The organism is Micromonospora sp. NPDC049049, from assembly GCF_040649115.1.
Classification (GTDB): Bacteria; Actinomycetota; Actinomycetes; order Mycobacteriales; family Micromonosporaceae; genus Micromonospora.
The window spans coordinates 1-14,970 of sequence record NZ_JBEZEX010000022.1 but is presented as its reverse complement, the minus strand read 5'-3'; the positions used below and the strand labels follow the sequence as shown (position 1 = coordinate 14,970).

Annotated in this window: 13 protein-coding genes; 10 read left to right on the top strand and 3 right to left on the bottom strand. The window is 70.9% G+C overall.

Annotation, left to right across the window (positions count from 1 at the left end; genetic code table 11):
- Window positions 1-142 precede the first annotated feature (142 nt).
- The 3 genes from AB0B68_RS21805 (at window position 143) to AB0B68_RS21795 (ending at window position 3,180) form a co-directional block, all read left to right on the top strand.
- A complete protein-coding gene (locus tag AB0B68_RS21805) occupies window positions 143-1,333 on the top strand; it encodes an MFS transporter (RefSeq protein ID WP_357204946.1) in 1,191 nt (396 codons plus the stop codon).
- Window positions 1,334-1,399: 66 nt separating this feature from the next.
- A complete protein-coding gene (locus tag AB0B68_RS21800; RefSeq protein ID WP_357262169.1) occupies window positions 1,400-2,029 on the top strand; it encodes a VOC family protein in 630 nt (209 codons plus the stop codon).
- A 311-nt stretch (window positions 2,030-2,340) separates the two neighbouring features.
- On the top strand, window positions 2,341-3,180 hold the full coding sequence (locus AB0B68_RS21795) for an AfsR/SARP family transcriptional regulator (RefSeq protein ID WP_357262166.1): 840 nt from the start codon (window positions 2,341-2,343) through the stop codon (window positions 3,178-3,180).
- Between the two features lie 43 nt (window positions 3,181-3,223).
- Here the strand turns inward: AB0B68_RS21795 and AB0B68_RS21790 are convergent, their stop codons facing one another.
- The gene (locus AB0B68_RS21790) at window positions 3,224-6,061 is read right to left on the bottom strand and encodes a BTAD domain-containing putative transcriptional regulator (protein WP_357207938.1); all 2,838 of its coding nucleotides are present in this window, start codon (window positions 6,059-6,061) and stop codon (window positions 3,224-3,226) included.
- 227 nt (window positions 6,062-6,288) lie between these two features.
- Here AB0B68_RS21790 and AB0B68_RS21785 point away from each other — a divergent pair, with 227 nt between their 5' ends.
- The 4 genes from AB0B68_RS21785 to AB0B68_RS21770 are packed head-to-tail and all read left to right on the top strand — an operon-like array spanning window position 6,289 to window position 9,901.
- Window positions 6,289-7,155 (top strand): ABC transporter permease, encoded by an 867-nt coding sequence (locus AB0B68_RS21785; RefSeq protein ID WP_357262163.1) that lies wholly within the window; start codon window positions 6,289-6,291, stop codon window positions 7,153-7,155.
- A 36-nt stretch (window positions 7,156-7,191) separates the two neighbouring features.
- Window positions 7,192-8,238, top strand: a complete 1,047-nt coding sequence (locus tag AB0B68_RS21780) for an ABC transporter substrate-binding protein (protein WP_357262160.1) — start codon at window positions 7,192-7,194, stop codon at window positions 8,236-8,238.
- A complete protein-coding gene (locus AB0B68_RS21775; protein ID WP_357206642.1) occupies window positions 8,222-9,001 on the top strand; it encodes an ABC transporter ATP-binding protein in 780 nt (259 codons plus the stop codon). Before AB0B68_RS21780 ends, AB0B68_RS21775 begins: the two co-directional genes overlap by 17 nt.
- An 18-nt stretch (window positions 9,002-9,019) precedes the next feature.
- Window positions 9,020-9,901 (top strand): TauD/TfdA family dioxygenase, encoded by an 882-nt coding sequence (locus AB0B68_RS21770; RefSeq protein ID WP_357206644.1) that lies wholly within the window; start codon window positions 9,020-9,022, stop codon window positions 9,899-9,901.
- Window positions 9,902-9,912: 11 nt separating this feature from the next.
- On the opposite strand, the gene AB0B68_RS21765 is transcribed toward AB0B68_RS21770, so the two are convergent.
- Window positions 9,913-10,521 carry a TetR/AcrR family transcriptional regulator gene (locus AB0B68_RS21765; RefSeq protein WP_357206646.1) on the bottom strand — a complete coding sequence of 203 codons (609 nt, stop codon included), beginning with the start codon at window positions 10,519-10,521 and terminating at the stop codon, window positions 9,913-9,915.
- A gap of 114 nt (window positions 10,522-10,635) precedes the next feature.
- Here AB0B68_RS21765 and AB0B68_RS21760 point away from each other — a divergent pair, with 114 nt between their 5' ends.
- On the top strand, window positions 10,636-11,646 hold the full coding sequence (locus AB0B68_RS21760; RefSeq protein ID WP_357262157.1) for an aldo/keto reductase: 1,011 nt from the start codon (window positions 10,636-10,638) through the stop codon (window positions 11,644-11,646).
- 27 nt (window positions 11,647-11,673) lie between these two features.
- On the opposite strand, the gene AB0B68_RS21755 is transcribed toward AB0B68_RS21760, so the two are convergent.
- Window positions 11,674-13,254, bottom strand: coding sequence for a helix-turn-helix transcriptional regulator (locus AB0B68_RS21755; RefSeq protein ID WP_357262154.1), 1,581 nt, complete (start codon window positions 13,252-13,254; stop codon window positions 11,674-11,676).
- 198 nt (window positions 13,255-13,452) lie between these two features.
- Between AB0B68_RS21755 and AB0B68_RS21750 the strand changes: the two genes are divergently transcribed.
- Together AB0B68_RS21750 and AB0B68_RS21745 are read left to right on the top strand one after the other, a co-directional pair.
- Window positions 13,453-13,713, top strand: a complete 261-nt coding sequence (locus AB0B68_RS21750; RefSeq protein WP_357206652.1) for a hypothetical protein — start codon at window positions 13,453-13,455, stop codon at window positions 13,711-13,713.
- A 13-nt stretch (window positions 13,714-13,726) separates the two neighbouring features.
- A complete protein-coding gene (locus tag AB0B68_RS21745) occupies window positions 13,727-14,860 on the top strand; it encodes a cupin domain-containing protein (protein ID WP_357206654.1) in 1,134 nt (377 codons plus the stop codon).
- Window positions 14,861-14,970 lie beyond the last annotated feature (110 nt).

Genomic DNA, 14,970 nt, shown 5'->3' with positions numbered 1-14,970 from the left:
GCCAGGCACGCACGGCGGTGCCCTCGGACACCGAGGCTGAGCCGTGGGCATGTGTCGGTGCCGAACGGGTAGCCCGCCGTGGCCCCGGGGGCCGGCGGAACGCCCAGGCTGACCGCTCTCCACGCAGCCGAGGAGCACCGACATGCCAATCGCGGGGCGGGCCCGACTCACGCCGACGGTCTCCCTGGTGCTGCTGGCGTCCATCCTCGTGTCGTTCCTGGCCGCGTCGGCGGCTCCGACCCCGCTCTACGGTACGTACCAGGAACGCTGGCACTTCTCGCCTGTCACCACCACGATTGTGTTCGCCGTCTACGCCCTCGCGGTGCTCGCTTCGCTGCTCACCTTCGGCAAGTTGTCCGACCACGTCGGTCGGCGGCCGGTGCTGGGAGTCGCGATCGCGGTGCAGATGCTCGCGCTTGTCGTCTTCATCTTCGCCAACGGCGTTGCGTCCCTGCTGGTCGCCCGACTCGTGCAAGGGCTGGCAGCCGGGGCCGCCACCGGCGCCGTGGGCGCCGCCATGCTCGACATCGACCGGGCCCGTGGCACGCTGGCGAACTCTCTCGCCCCCGGTATCGGAACCGGAAGCGGCGCCCTGCTCTCGGCGTTGCTCATCCAGTTCCTGCCCGCGCCGACGCGACTGGTGTACGTCGTGCTGCTCGTCATCCTGCTGATCCAGGCCGTCGGAGTCGCGCTGATGCCGGAGACGGTGAGCCCGATGGGCGGGGCCCGCCGCAGCCTCCGGCCGGACATCGCCCTGCCCCGTCCAGTGCGCAAGCCGGTCCTGGTCGTCGTGCCGGTGCTCTTCGCGGTCTGGGCACTGGCCGGGTTCTTCGGCGCGCTCGGCCCAGCGCTCGTCCGCAGTCTCATGAGCACGTCCATCGTGATCGGCGGTCTCGTCCTCTTCGTCTTCGCCGTCTTCGGGTCGGCAGCCGTTCTGATACAGCGCAACACCGCCGCGCGGACCGTGATCCTGACCGGGATCACCGCGCTCATCCTGGGCATGGTGGTCACGTTGGTGTCGGTCATGGCGAAGTCCGTCCCGGGCTTCTTCGTCGGCCTCGCGCTCGGGGGCGTCGGCTTCGGCAGCGGCTTCCAGGGCAGTCTCAAGACGGTCATGCCGCTGGTCGAGGCTCACCAACGTGCCAGCGTGCTGTCGGTGCTCTACGTCGTCTGCTACGTCGGCTTCGGTCTCCCCACGGTGATCGCCGGCTTCCTCGTGGTCTACGCCGGCGGCCTGCCGAGGACCGCCGACGAGTACTCGGTCGCCGTCATCCTTCTCGCCGTGGTCGCCCTGTTGGGGGTGCGCAGGGCCACCAGGACAACGCCGGGGTGATGCCGGAGAGTCGGGGTCGAGCCAGTAACGCAGACAGTAGCGTGATGATCAGGAAGGGAGCGGGGGATGAGCCCGAAGGTTGACCAGGGAGACGCGGGCGCGACATCGCGCATCGAGAGCCTCGACGTCAAGCTCGAGGTGATCGTCATCCCGGTGTCGGACGTCGACCGGGCGAAGGCGTTCTACGAACGGCTCGGGTGGCGACTCGACCAGACGCCGCCCGGCATCGTCCAGCTGACTCCGCACGGCTCCGCGTGCTCCGTGCAGTTCGGCCCCGGGCTCACACCGGCGGCACCCGGCTCGGCCATGGCGTACCTGATCGTGTCCGACATCGAGGCGGCCCACGACACCCTCGTCGCCGCCGGTGTCGAGGTCGGTGACGTCTTCCACGTCAGCCCGGACGGCCCGGTCGACGGGCCGGACCCGCAGCGGCGCAGCTACTTCTCGCGTGCCACGCTGCGCGACCCGGACGGGAACACCTGGCTGATGCAGGAGATCACGACCAGGCTTCCCGGGCGCATCGAGGGCGGCCTCACGTCGTTCGGCTCCACGAGCGACCTGGCGAGCGCGCTACGGCGCGCGGCCGCCGCGCACGGTGAACACGAGAAACGTACGGGCGAGCATGACGACAACTGGCCCGACTGGTACGCGGCGTACATGGTCAGCGAGCAGTCCGGGGCCAAGCCGCCCGAGTGAGCTACGCCCACGCGTGGGACCTACTGATCGACGTGCTGCCGGTGAGTCACCTGATGACTCAACCGGCAGCACCGTCTCCGCTTCGGAGTGCGCGCCGCCACCTGCTGCGCGCTGTTCGTACGGGCGATGTACGCGAGTTGTACGCCGAGCGCCCTACCATTCCCCCGGACGCGATGATCTTCGATCCAAGCGGCACCGCCGGGTTCAGAGCTGAATCGGGCGTGCCGTGCCTCGTCGCCGGGGCGCGGTTCCCCGGCCGCCGGTAGGGAGGAGACCTCGATGACGAGTCCTGGTGCGGGCGGTGCGGTGCCGTGACGCGGGTACGGTTTCACGCCCTCGGCCCGCTGCACGCCGAGGTCGGCAGGGAGTGGCTGGACCTCGGGCCCGTCCGGCAACAGGCGGTCTTCGCGATCCTGCTGTTCAACGCGGACCGCGTGGTCACACCGGCGTCGATCCTGCAGGGCGTCTGGGGCTGCCAGATCCCGGCGACCGGTGCCAAGCTGATCCCGCCGTACATCTATCGCCTGCGACGCACACTTCAGGCGGCGTGCGGAGACCCCGACGACCCCGCGATCGACAGTTCCCGGATCGGCTACCGGCTGCGTCTCGGTTCGGCCCGCACCGACGTCGCGGACTTCGACGAGGCGATGGAACGGGCCGCCGTGGCCGAGGCGGCCGGCGACCTCGCCGGGGCGGCGGCGCTACTGGCCGAGGCCGAGCAGAGTTGGACGGGCGAACCATTGGCGGGCCTGACCGGCCCGTACGCGGAGAGCCGTCGACAGCACCTGCTCGAACGCCGCATCGTCTGCCTGGAACACCGGCTGGAACTGCACCTGCGGCTGGGCGATTGCCGCCGGGCGATCCCCGCGCTCACCGCGTTGCAGACGGAGTATCCGCTGCGGGAACGGCTGGCGATCATGCTGATGACCGCCCTGTACCAGACCGGCAGGCAGGGCGAGGCGATGGACGTGTTCGGGGCCTTCCGTACCCGCCTGGCGACCGAGTTGGGCGTCGAGCCGACCCCGACGTTGTTCGCCGCGTACACCTCGATGTTGCGGGGCGACCTGGGCCCGGCCGTCGGGGCCGGGCGGTTTTTCCGAAGGACCCGCCCGGGGTCTACGGTCACCCGCACCTGTCGGCCGAGGCGCTGATCGGCGACCAGCTCAGACGGCCCGGCCGCTGTAGCCGGGCGTCTCACTCAGGCGGGGTCACCGGGCCGCGGTGGCCGGGCGCGACGCGCACCAGCAGTTGCCGCACCACGTCTGCGGCGGGGTGGCCCAGGTCGTCGTAGATCCGGATGGCCCGCTGCCATGCCTCGGCGGCGGCCGGAGGGTCCGCCATCGCCTCGCGCGCCTCGCCGAGCCGGACGAGGGTCAGGCTTTCGTGATACCGGTTGGCCGATTCCTGGAAGCGTTGGACGGACTGCTCGTAACAGACCGCAGCTCTGGCCGGGTCACCGAGCCGGTGGTACGCGAAGCCCAGACTGTCCAACGTCGCGGCCTGCCCGACGCGATCGTCGATCGCCTCCTGTTGGGTCAGCGCCTCGGCGCAGTCGACGACGGCCTGCTGGTAGTCACCGGTCAGGGCGTGCAGGTAACCCTTGACGTTCAGCGCGCGCGCCTCGGCGTACCGGTTGCCGATGAGCTGCGAGACCCGCAGCGCCTCGGCGCTGTGCTTGAGCGCCTCGTCCAACCGGCCGTACTGGGTGCAGTGCTCGGTGTACTGGCGCAGGATCAGCGCCAAGCTGTCCAGGTCCTCAAGCTGTTCGTACAGTTCCAGCGCCCGCTGAACGTGGTGCTCGGCCGCGTGCTGATCGCCGAGCCGCATGAGCGCGCGGGCGAGCATCCGGCTGGCCTGCGCCTGCGCCCGGACGTCGCCGATCCGCTGCGCCGCCGCGAGCGCCGCCTGCTGGGCTGCGAGCTGCTCCTGGAACATGCCTCTGGGCGCGAGGTACGCGGCCAGAGCCCAGGCGAGCTGGCAGGCGTACCGCTCGAAGCCGGTCTCCGCGGCCTGACGTAGTACCCGCAGCAGGACGGGGTGCTCGGCGTGGAACCAGGCCGCCGCGACGACCCGATCGGGCATCGGCACGTGCACGTTCGCCGGCATCGGTGGTTCCAGCTCGATGGGTGTCCAGGTCGGCTGGAGCAGCACCGCGCCGGGGTGCGCGCTGTGCAGGTAGTGGTCGTGCATCCGGCGCGCGGCGACCTGTCGCTCCTCGGCCAGGTCGGATGCCTGGGCCAGTTCGGCGGCGTACGACCGGAGCAGGTCGTGCAGGGCGTATCGCTCGGGTAGGTGCTCGGTCAGCAGGTGCAGCCGGGTCAGCTCCTTCAGCAGCGGGGTGACCGCCGCCCGGGGGCGGCCGAGCAGCGCGGCGGCGGCGTCTCCGGTCAGGTCGGGGCCCGGGTGCAGGCCCAGCAGGCGCAGCAGGCGGGCCGCCTCGGCGCTCAGCGTCCGGTACGACCAGGAGAAGATCCGGCGGACGTCCCCGTCGGCCAGCTGCTCGAGGCGGGACTCGGACTGGCGGAGTTGGGCCGCGACGGCGTCGATCGGGAAGGTGGACCGGGCGGTCAGCCGGGCCGCCACGATGGACAGGGCGAGCGGGAGGCGTCCCGTCGACTCGATCACCTCGCTGGTCGCCGCCGGTTCCGCCGCCACCCGGACGTCACCGAGTCGGCTGCGGAGCAGCCGCGTCGACTCGGCCGCGGTCAGCACCTCCAGCGTCAACGGTCGGGCGCCCTCGGCCACGGCGAGGCTGCTGAGTTGGTCGCGGCTGGTCACCAGGACGGCACACCGACCCACGCCGGGCAGCAGCGGGCGCACCTGGTCGGCGTCGCGCGAGTTGTCGAGGACGACGAGCATCCGACGCGAGGCGAGCAGGCTGCGGTACAGCCCGGCCCGAGCGTCGACGCTGCTGGGGATACGGCCGACAGATACGCCGAGCGCCTCCAGGAAGTCGACCAGGGCATCGGCGGGGGATACCGCGTCCGCGTCGTCGTAGCCTCGGAGGTTGACGTACAACTGGCCGTCGGGAAAGCGGTCGGCGGCCCGGTGGGCCCAGTGCAGCGCGAGCGTCGTCTTGCCCACGCCGGCCATGCCGCTGATGGTGACGATGTCCACGGTGGTCTGTTGTGCGGGTCGGGCGCCGAGGGTCGCGTCGAGGAGGTCGAGTTCGGCGCTGCGCCCGACGAAGCCGGGCAGGGCAAGTGGCAGTTGCCGAGGGCGGCCCGGTGCCGCGCGGGTCGACGTGTCGTCGACCGGCCCGGTCGTCGCGGTCCGCTGGCCGAGGCGGTGGTGCAGGATGTCGTCGTGCAACCGGGTCAGCTCGGGGCCGGGGTCCATCCCGGTCTCCTCGGCCAGCGCGCGCCTGGCCTGCTGGAAGGCTGCCAGCGCCCCGGCGATGTCGCCGATCTGGTAGAGGCCGGTCATGAGTTGGGACCAGGCCCGTTGCCGCAGTGGGTGACGGTCGAGCAGTGCCCTCAACCGGGGGATCGCCTGGGCGCCCTCGCCGAGCGCGAGCCGCGCTGCGGCGTGGTCCTCCTCGGTCAGCAGACGCCGCTCGGTGATCCGCGCGACCCGGCCGGCGAGGAGCCGGGGCAGTGGCAGCCCGGCGAAGGCCGACCCCCGCCACATGCCCAGCGCGCGGGCCAGCTCCGGCTGCGCCGCCGCCGGGTCGCCGGCGGCCAGCGCTGCCCGTCCGCGCGCCGCCGCCGCGTCGAACCGGTCCACATCCCGCTCGTCCGGTTCGACGCGAAGCAGGTAGCCGCCCGGTGTGGTGAGGATTCGGCGGCGCTCGTCCGCTGCGCAGTCGAGTGCCTGGCGCAGCCCTCGCAGGTAGGTGCGCAGGTTCGCGGCGGCCGAGGCGGGCGGCTGGTCGCCCCACACCATCGTCATCAGTTCGTTGGCGGAGATCGCCTCACCCGGGCGTAGCAGCAGAGCGGCCAGCACCAGCTGCTGTTTCGTCGACCCGAGGGGGACCGGCCGGCCGTCCCGCGACGCTGTCAGCGGCCCGAGCAGGTCGAAGTGGAGGGGCATCCTCACCTCAGGTTGCGGTGTCGGCCGGGCGAGACTGACGATCGCTGGAGCATCGAGCAATGACGTTAGCACCGATTGAACATGATCTTCATGTTTGGCCGGGCCGGCACACCTCCTGGACGCGTGGGGTGGCGGCGTCCAGCCCCGAATTCCATGCAGTGGGTGAGGCCTTGTGGATACCCCACCAAAGCTGTAGGAATAGTAGGTCATCGTGATCGGGAGAAGCCGTGACAATTGTTTCCGCAGTACAGACCACGCCCACCGACAGCGGCGCGGCACCGCCGGCACACCCACCGCGCGCGCAGCGGAGGGCCGGCTGGAGGCGACGCACCACGCTCCGCGTCGTCTCCCTGCTGGCGCTGCTGGCCCTGTGGCAGATCCTCGCGGTGCTGACCGACAACCCCACGTTCATACCGTCACCGGGTGCGGTGTGGGACCGCCTGGTGCAGACGTCCACCACCCACGACGGCGTTCGCGGCTACAGCGGCCACCTGCTTATCGAGCACCTCGGTGTCAGTCTGCGCCGCATCCTGATCGGCTCGGTGGTCGGCGTGGCCGCCGGGCTGGTGCTCGGCCTGGTGATGGGCACCGTCGCCTGGGTGCGGGTCGCGACCGAGCCGGTCGTCACCTTCGTCCGCGCGCTGCCACCGCTGGCGTACTTCAGCCTGTTCATCATCTGGTTCGGCATCGACGAGACGCCGAAGCTGTGGCTGCTGTCCATCGCCGCGCTGCCACCGGTCGCGGTCGCCACCGCCTCCGCCGTCAAGGCCGCGCCCGCCACCCTCGTCGAAGCCGCCAGGGCGCTGGGCGGCGGCCGTTGGGCGGTCACCCGCGACGTGGTGCTCCCGCACGCGCTGCCGGAGATCTTCACCGGCATCCGTCTTGCTGTGGGCATCGCCTACTCGTCGGTGGTCGCCGCCGAGACCATCAACGGCGTGCCGGGCATCGGCGGCATGGTCCGCGACGCGCAACGGTACTCGCAGACCGATGTGGTGGTGCTCGGGCTGTTCGCCATCGGCCTGTCCGGCCTCCTCATCGACGCACTGCTGCGCACGGCGGAGGACCGGCTCGTTCCCTGGCGCGGTCGAAGCTGACCCGCGCTGTCCACAACCTCTCAGAATGGGCGTCCCGTGCGTAGACCGATCACCCCAACCCTCATCGCGGCCGCTCTGCTCGCTGCCGTCGTGCCACTCGCGGCCTGCGGCGACGGTGCCGCCAGCGGCGGTGGCGATCCAGAGCGCAAGAGTCTCCGGCTCGCCTATCAGGCGTTCCCGAGCGGCGACCTGATCGTGAAGAATCAGCAACTGCTGGAGAAGGCGCTACCCGACTACAAGATCACCTGGACCAAGTTCGACTCCGGCGCGAGCATCAACACCGCGTTCGCGGCCGGCAGCGTGGATATCGCCGCGATCGGCTCCAGCCCGGTCGCGCGGGGCCTGTCGGCGCCGCTGAACCTGCCCTACAAGGTGGCCTTCGTCCTCGACGTCGCCGGCGACAACGAGGCGTTGGTGGCACGCAACGGCACCGGCGTCGCCAGCGTCAGCGACCTGCGGGGCAAGAAGATCGGCACCCCGTTCGCGTCGACCGCGCACTTCAGTCTGCTCGCGGCCCTGGAAGGGGCCGGAGTGAAGGAGAGCGAGGTGACGCTTGTCGACCTGGAGCCGCAGGACATCCTCGCCGCCTGGACCCGGGGTGACCTCGACGCCGCGTACTCCTGGCTGCCGTCCCTCGACGAGTTGAAGAAGACCGGGAAGGTGCTGGTGAGCAGCCGCGAGTTGGCCACCGCCGGCAAGCCCACACTGGATCTCGGGGTGGTCTCCACGGCTTTCGCCGACGCGCACCCGGAGGCTGTCGACGCGTGGCGCAAGGCCGAGGCAAAGGCCCTCGACCTCATCGCGAGCGACCCGACCGCCGCGGCGACGGCCGTGGGTCGCGAGCTGAACCTGGACACCGCCGTCGCCCAGCACCAGTTGAGTCAGGGCGTGTTCCTCAAGCCCGCCGACCTGGCCAGCCCGGAGTGGCTGGGCTCGCCTGACAAGGTCGGCGCGCTCGCCGAGAACCTCTACAACGCAGCGGTCTTCCTCAAGGGACAGAAGAAGATCGACGCGATCCCGGACCGGTCGGTGTTCGAGGCAGCGATCTACACCAAGGGTCTGCCGAATGTCCTCCAGCCCTGACGCCGCGGTCGAGGTCCGCGACGTCACCCACACCTACGGGAGCGGTTCGGCCGCCGTCACCGCCCTCGGCCCGGTCGACCTCCGCGTACCGCCGGGCGCCTTTTTGGTGATCGTGGGCGCCTCGGGCTGCGGCAAGACGACACTGCTGCGGCTGATCGCCGGCTTCGAGCGGCCGACGGTCGGCACGGTGACCGCGGCCGGCCGACCACCGGTGCCGGGACGTAACGCCGGTCTGGTCTTCCAGCAGCCCCGACTGCTGCCCTGGAAGACGGTCGGCGGCAATGTCGGGCTCGCGCTGCGCTACGCCGGAGTGCCCCGCCCGGAGCGGTCCCGCAGGGTGTCCGCGCTGCTGGACCGGGTCGGCCTGCCGCACGTGGGGCACCGTCGCACCTGGCAGCTCTCCGGCGGCCAGCAGCAGCGGGTGGCCATCGCGCGGGCACTGGCCGTGGACAACCCGTTGCTGCTGCTCGACGAGCCGTTCGCGGCCCTCGACGCGTTGACCCGGGAGCGACTGCAGGAGGACCTGCGCCAGGTCAGCGCGGAATCCGGGCGGACGTGTGTGTTCGTCACGCACAGCGTGGACGAGGCCGTGTTCCTCGGCAGCCGGGTGATCGTCCTGACCCGGCGGCCCGGTCGGGTGGCCCTTGACCTCGACGTCGGTCTTCCACGCACCGACGTCGAGCCGGACGAGTTGCGTGGCTCACCGGAGTACGCGGCCCTGCGCGCCACCATCGGCCACGCCGTCCGTGCCGCCGCCGCCTGACAACGAAAGGACACCGTCATGACCGACACTCTCGTGAAACTGGCGCTGGAGCCACTCGGGCCGCACTTCGGGGCCGAGGTGCGGGACCTGGACCTGCACGACGCCACGGACGCGGAACTTGCCGCGGTACGGGCAACTCTGGTGCAGCGCAAGGTCCTCTTCTTCGCCGACCAACGCCTCGACGACGATGGCCAGGTACGCCTCGGTCGCCGGCTCGGCGAGCTGACCGCCTCGCATCCCGTGGTCGGTGGTGTCGACGAGAAACACCCCGAGGTGTACGCCCTCGACAGTGCGGACAACGGTTTCGCCGACGTCTGGCACACCGACGTGACCTTCGTGGCCCGTCCGCCGCTCGGTTCGATCCTGCGCGCGGTGACGCTGCCGCCCAGCGGCGGTGACACGACCTGGGCGGACAGCCAACTCGCGTACGACTCCCTCGCCGAACCGGTGCGGCGGCTGGTGGACCAACTGGTCGCCGTGCACGACGGCAACCGGGAGTTCGGTTACTACCTGGCGCAGCGCCGTGGTGGCCGGGGCAGTGTGTGGGAGGGGGAGACGGTCACCCGGCTCGACCCGGTGGAGCACCCCGTCGTACGCGTCCACCCGGAGACCGGCCGTCGAGGCATCTTCGTCAACCCCGGCTTCACCTCGCACATCGTGGGCGTGTCCGAGGTCGAGAGCCGGGCGATCCTGGACCTGCTCTACGCCCACCTCACCAAGCCGGAGCATCTGGTGCGGCACCGCTGGCGGCCGGGTGACGTGGCGATGTGGGACAACCGCAGCACCGCGCACTACGCCAACCGGGACTACGGCGGCGCGCGGCGGGTCGTACACCGGATCACCCTGCGTGGCGACCACCCGCGGGGCCCGGTCGACCCCTGGCGTGGCGATGTGGCCTGACCGGTTGCCGGTCAGCGCAGTCCGCGGATGAGGTTGTCGACCAGGGTGCGGGCGAAGTCCTCGGTGAGCGGCAGGTCCGCGATGAGAAGCCGGTGGTAGCAGGCCCCCCAGAGCTGGTCGACAACCGATTCGGGGTCGATGTCGGCGCGTAGCTGCCCACGGGTCATGGCCCGGGTGAGGGTCTCGACGGCGAGGGCCCGGCGGGGGGCGGAGTAGCGCTCGCGGTAGGCGGCGGCGAGTTCCGGGTCGGTCTGCGCCTGCCCGATGAGTTGGCTGATGACCCGTCCGGCGGTGGTGTCCCGCACCAGGTGGACGAAGGCGACCAGTTGGTCGGTCAGGTCGGCCACGATGTCGCCGGAGTCCGGGAACGCCAGCGTGGGCGCGACGACAGTGAAGTAGCCGTCCAGGGCGAGCGCGCCCTTGGAGGGCCACCACTTGTAGATCGTCATCCGGCTGGCCCCGGCGAGGGCGGCGACCTTCTCGATGGTGAAGCCGGCCATGCCCTCGGCCAGCAGGAGTTCACCGGCGGCCGTGAGGATCTCCGTTCGTACCTGATCGGTGGGCCGGCGGCCGCGACCACGGCGTGCTGGCGGCTGGGCATCCGGCGTGAGCTCGGCCACTGGTCCTCCCGGTTATATGGACACGCTGTCTACTTGTTGGTTATATGGACACAGCGTACACAGCGGTCCCTGGACGCCACCAGGCACCGAGGACGACCGAAGGAGACGAGGAACATGACGGGTCTACGACGGCGACGGTTGGGTGCCTCCGGTCCGGAGGTGTCGATCATCGGGCTCGGCGCGATGGGCATGTCCGACCTGTACGGGCCGGCCGACGAGGCGGAGAGCGTCGCGACGCTGCACGCCGCGATCGATGCCGGCGTGAACCTGATCGACACCGCCGACTTCTACGGTTCGGGTCACAACGAGATGCTGATCGGCCGGGTGCTGCGGGAGCGTCGCCGGGACGAGGTGGTGCTCAGCGTGAAGTTCGGCGCACGCCGGACACCCGACGGCGGCTTCCAGGCGGCACCGTACGACGTGTCGGCGGCGGCGGTGAAGGACCGGCTGGCGTACTCGCTGCGACGGTTGGGCACCGACCACATCGACATCTACCGGCCGTCGCGGCTGAACCCGCAGGTACCGGTCGAGGAGACCGTCGGTGCGCTGCTGGAGATGCAGCAGGCCGGCTACATCCGGCACATCGGGCTCTCCGAGGTGGGTGCCGACAGCATCCGCCGGGCCGCAGCGGTCGCACCGATCAGCGACGTCCAGATCGAGTATTCGCTGCTCTCCCGAGGCCCGGAGGCCACCATCCTGCCGGCGCTGCGCGAGCTGGGCATCGGGCTGACCGCCTACGGGGTGCTGTCCCGAGGTCTGCTCAGCGGCCACTGGTCCGCGGAGCGTGAGCTGACCGGCACGGACTTCCGGGCGAACAGCCCACGGTTCCAGGGCGAGAACCTGGCCGCCAACCTCCGCCTGGTGGACGCGCTCGGCCGGGTCGCACAGCGGCTCGGGGTGACCACCAGTCAGGTGGCGATCGCCTGGGTCGCGGCACAGGGCGAAGACATCGTGCCGTTGGTCGGGGCGCGGCGGCGGGACCGGCTGACCGAGTCGCTGGCCGCTGTCGACGTGCTGCTCGACCAGGACGCGGTGGACGAGATCGAGCGGGCCGTCCCGGCCGGCGCAGCCTCCGGCCAGCGGTACGCGACCGCCATGATGGGCCTGCTCGACAGCGAGAAGTGACGGCGGGGGAGCCGGCTCATCGGCTGATTATCGTCCGGCGCGTTCCCAGGCCCGCGCCAACTGCATCCGATTGTGAATGCCCAGCTTGTGGTATATAGAGCGGAGTTGGGTGTCCACGGTGTGGAAGGAGACGAAGAGGCTCCTGGCCGCCTCCTTCTTCGTGGCACCGGTGGCGAGCATCTCGGCGACCCGCTCCTCGGCGGGGGTGAGCGCGTCGATGCCCCGGCTCGGCAGCTCGTCCATTGAGGGCCGGTGGCGCGGGGTGGCGGCGAGGGCGGCGCAGCGCTGGTCCGCGATCGCCTGGTCGCCTGGGGCACCGATCCGGGCGTACAGGGCGGCCGCCTCGTGCGCGGCATCGCGCGCTTCTCCGGACCGCGTCCGAGGGCAGTTCGCGAGGTCCAGCAACGCGTCGGCCAGCGCCGGCCGGGCGGCGGTGGTGCGCAGTTGGTCGACCGCCGACCGGAGTGCGCCAGCGTCACCGTCGCGCAACCCTCGGCTCTGGTCGGCCAGTGCTCGCCACAGCGGCACCGGAGTACGGGTGGACACCAGCTCCACCAGTTCGGTGACCCGACCGGCGGCCTGGGTGTCGCCGGCGGCCATCGCCGCGCGTACCAGTCGGGGGCCGAAGTGCGGCACGGGCAGGAGCGGCCGGACTGACCGGTGCAGGTCGGTGACGACCCTGGTGAGCAGGCCCGCCGGAGTGCTGAGGGTGGCATCGCGCATCGCCACACAGAACGCGAACGTCCACATCGTACGGTCGGGCCACCGGTCCTCGGCCAGGCAGGCGCGGAGGATGGCGCGGGCGTCGTCGTGTTCGCCGCGGCGGTAGCGGACCTCGCCGATCACCGCGACCAACAGGGCACGCACCTCCCTGCTGAGGTTCGCCGAACCGGAGCTGAGCGTCGTGACGGCCAGCGCGGCCGCCTCGGGTAGCTCTCCCACGGCCACCATGCGCAGGCAGTCCAGCGCGGTCAGCCCGGTGAGTGAGACGTCGGTCGCCTCGGGCGGCTGGTGGGTCGCGGCCCGCGCGTCCTGGTGCCGGCCCAGACCGAGCTGTACGAGGATGCGTTCCGCCCTGATGGACGGGGCGTCGGCGCGTGCCGCCCAGGAGTCCGGGTCGAGGGTCGCCAGCACGGCCTGGGCGCCCGGCAGGTCGCCGTGCGCGAGTGAGCGGGCGGCCCGGCCGATGGCGAGATGGCGAGCGGACGCCTGATCACCCGACGCGGCGTGCGCGGTACCCGCGTCGCGCAGCAGGGCATCGGTGTCCGGATGTCCCGTGCGGGCCGCGATCGTGGCGACCAGGGCGAGCACGGTGCTGCGGCTCCGGGCGTCCAGGCGGAGGTGCAGCGCTTCCCGCAGACCGGCGAGGGCGATGGTCGGCTGCTCCAGTGCCACGATCTGCGCCAGGCGCCCGAGCAGGAGGGCGCGGTGGCGCTCGCCGCTGCGACTCGTGACGATCTCGGCCGCCAGGACGTGCAGCGCCTCCATCCCGCGCCCGGCCAGCCGGAGCTGGTCCGCCGTGGCGAAGAGCCGGTGCCGTCGTTGGTCGGCGTCGGCGGCGATGTCGTCGGCCGGAAGCGTCCCGCCGTTGAAGGGTGATTCGGACAATGGCGTTCTCCCCGGTTGTTACCAGGCGCGTCGAAGGGCCGTCCTGCGACCGAGCCTATCCATGGCGTCAGGCAGGGGCGACCAGATCGACGAACCGGCTCGATTGGGTGGAATGGCCTGCGCCGTCCGGGATCTGACCGGCGGCAATGGCGCGATCACGTGATGCGACCGGCAGCGTTCGGCGCCAATCATCGAGTCATGGCCCAGCTCATCGAACTTCCCGGTCTGCATCGGCTGCGGGTCGTACTGCTGATGTTCGTCCTCTACGCCGGCACCGGGGCGGGTGGTCACGCTCCGGCGTGGACCCGTCTGGTGCTGATGGCGACCGCCGCGGCGATTCCGGTCGCGATCACGGTCCAGTACGGCTGGCCCGGACTGCGTGCCCTGCTGGGGGCCTCGTCCCGGCTACGGCTGCGGGGCGGATCCCTTCCCGCACCCAATCCGATCCAACCCGACTGAGGAGGCAGCGATCATGGCGAACAGCGATCCCCAGCCGCGGCGCGGCGATCAGGGTGCCGCGCCCCTTGCCGGCCGCAACGTCGAGCTTGAGCGGCAGAATCCTGATCTGGTGGTGCCGCCGACGACCGACAGCCGGTTGGTGCCCAACCTCAAGTTCTCCTTCTCGCAGGCGCACACCCGGGTGGAGAAGGGCGGCTGGACCCGGGAGGTCACCAGTCGCGACCTTCCGATCGCCACGCAGTTGGCTGGTGTCCAGTTCGGCTTGGAGCCGGGCGGATACCGGGAGATCCACTGGCACCAGCAGTCGGAGTGGGCGTACATGCTCAGCGGCAGTTGCCGGATCAGCGCCGTCGACCACGAGGGACGCAACTTCATCGAGGACGTGAAGGCCGGCGATCTGTGGTTCTTTCCGCAGGGCGTGCCGCACAACATCCAGGCGCTGGAGGACGGCGCACAGTTCCTGCTGGTCTTCAACGACGGGGCGTTCTCGGAGAACAACACGTTCCTGCTCAGCGACTTCTTCGCACACACCCCTCGGCACGTCCTGGCGAAGAACTTCGGCTGGACGCTGGAACAGATGGAGAACCTGCCCGAGCGGGAGAAGTACATCTTCCAGGGTGATGTCCCACCGCCCCTGCAACAGGACCGGGTGGTCAGCCCGACCGGTGACATCCCCCGCAGCTTCAAGCACCGGATGCTCGCGCAGACCCCGCAACGGTTCCGTGGGGGCACGGTCCGGATCACCGACTCGACGAACTTCGCCGCCTCCGTGACCACCGCCGCGGCCCTGGTGGAGGTCGAGCCGGGTGGGATGCGCGAGTTGCACTGGCATCCCACCACCGACGAGTGGCAGTACTACATCTCCGGCACCGGGCGGATGGGCGTCTTCGCCTCGCAGGCCGCCGCCCGGACGTTCGACTTCCAGGCCGGCGACGTGGGTTACGTCCCCTTCGCGTACGGCCACTACATCGAGAACACCGGCGACGAGCCACTGGTGTTCCTGGAGATGTTCCGCCATCCCCGATTCGAGGACATCTCGGTGATGCAGTGGATGGCGAACACGCCCCACGAGATCATCGCGGACACGATCAACGTGCAGAAGTCGATGGTGGACAGCCTGCCGACCACCAAACAGGTAGTGATCTGAGCGAACCGTCCGGGCCGGCCGGCGCGGGCCGGGCGGCGGGCCGGGGTTGAGCGCCCCCCCGGGGGCGGGGATGGGGTGGGGCGGGGGGGGGGGAAGTGTGGGGGTAGGGG

Bases quoted from the DNA above. Each gene is read 5' to 3' on its own strand.
- AB0B68_RS21805 (WP_357204946.1), top strand. From the start codon at position 143: ATGCCAATCGCGGGGCGGGCCCGACTCACGCCGACGGTCTCCCTGGTG.
- AB0B68_RS21800 (WP_357262169.1), top strand. From the start codon at position 1,400: ATGAGCCCGAAGGTTGACCAGGGAGACGCGGGCGCGACATCGCGCATC.
- AB0B68_RS21790 (WP_357207938.1), bottom strand. From the start codon at position 6,061: ATGCCCCTCCACTTCGACCTGCTCGGGCCGCTGACAGCGTCGCGGGAC.
- AB0B68_RS21775 (WP_357206642.1), top strand. From the start codon at position 8,222: ATGTCCTCCAGCCCTGACGCCGCGGTCGAGGTCCGCGACGTCACCCAC.
- AB0B68_RS21770 (WP_357206644.1), top strand. From the start codon at position 9,020: ATGACCGACACTCTCGTGAAACTGGCGCTGGAGCCACTCGGGCCGCAC.
- AB0B68_RS21760 (WP_357262157.1), top strand. From the start codon at position 10,636: ATGACGGGTCTACGACGGCGACGGTTGGGTGCCTCCGGTCCGGAGGTG.
- AB0B68_RS21750 (WP_357206652.1), top strand. From the start codon at position 13,453: ATGGCCCAGCTCATCGAACTTCCCGGTCTGCATCGGCTGCGGGTCGTA.
- AB0B68_RS21745 (WP_357206654.1), top strand. From the start codon at position 13,727: ATGGCGAACAGCGATCCCCAGCCGCGGCGCGGCGATCAGGGTGCCGCG.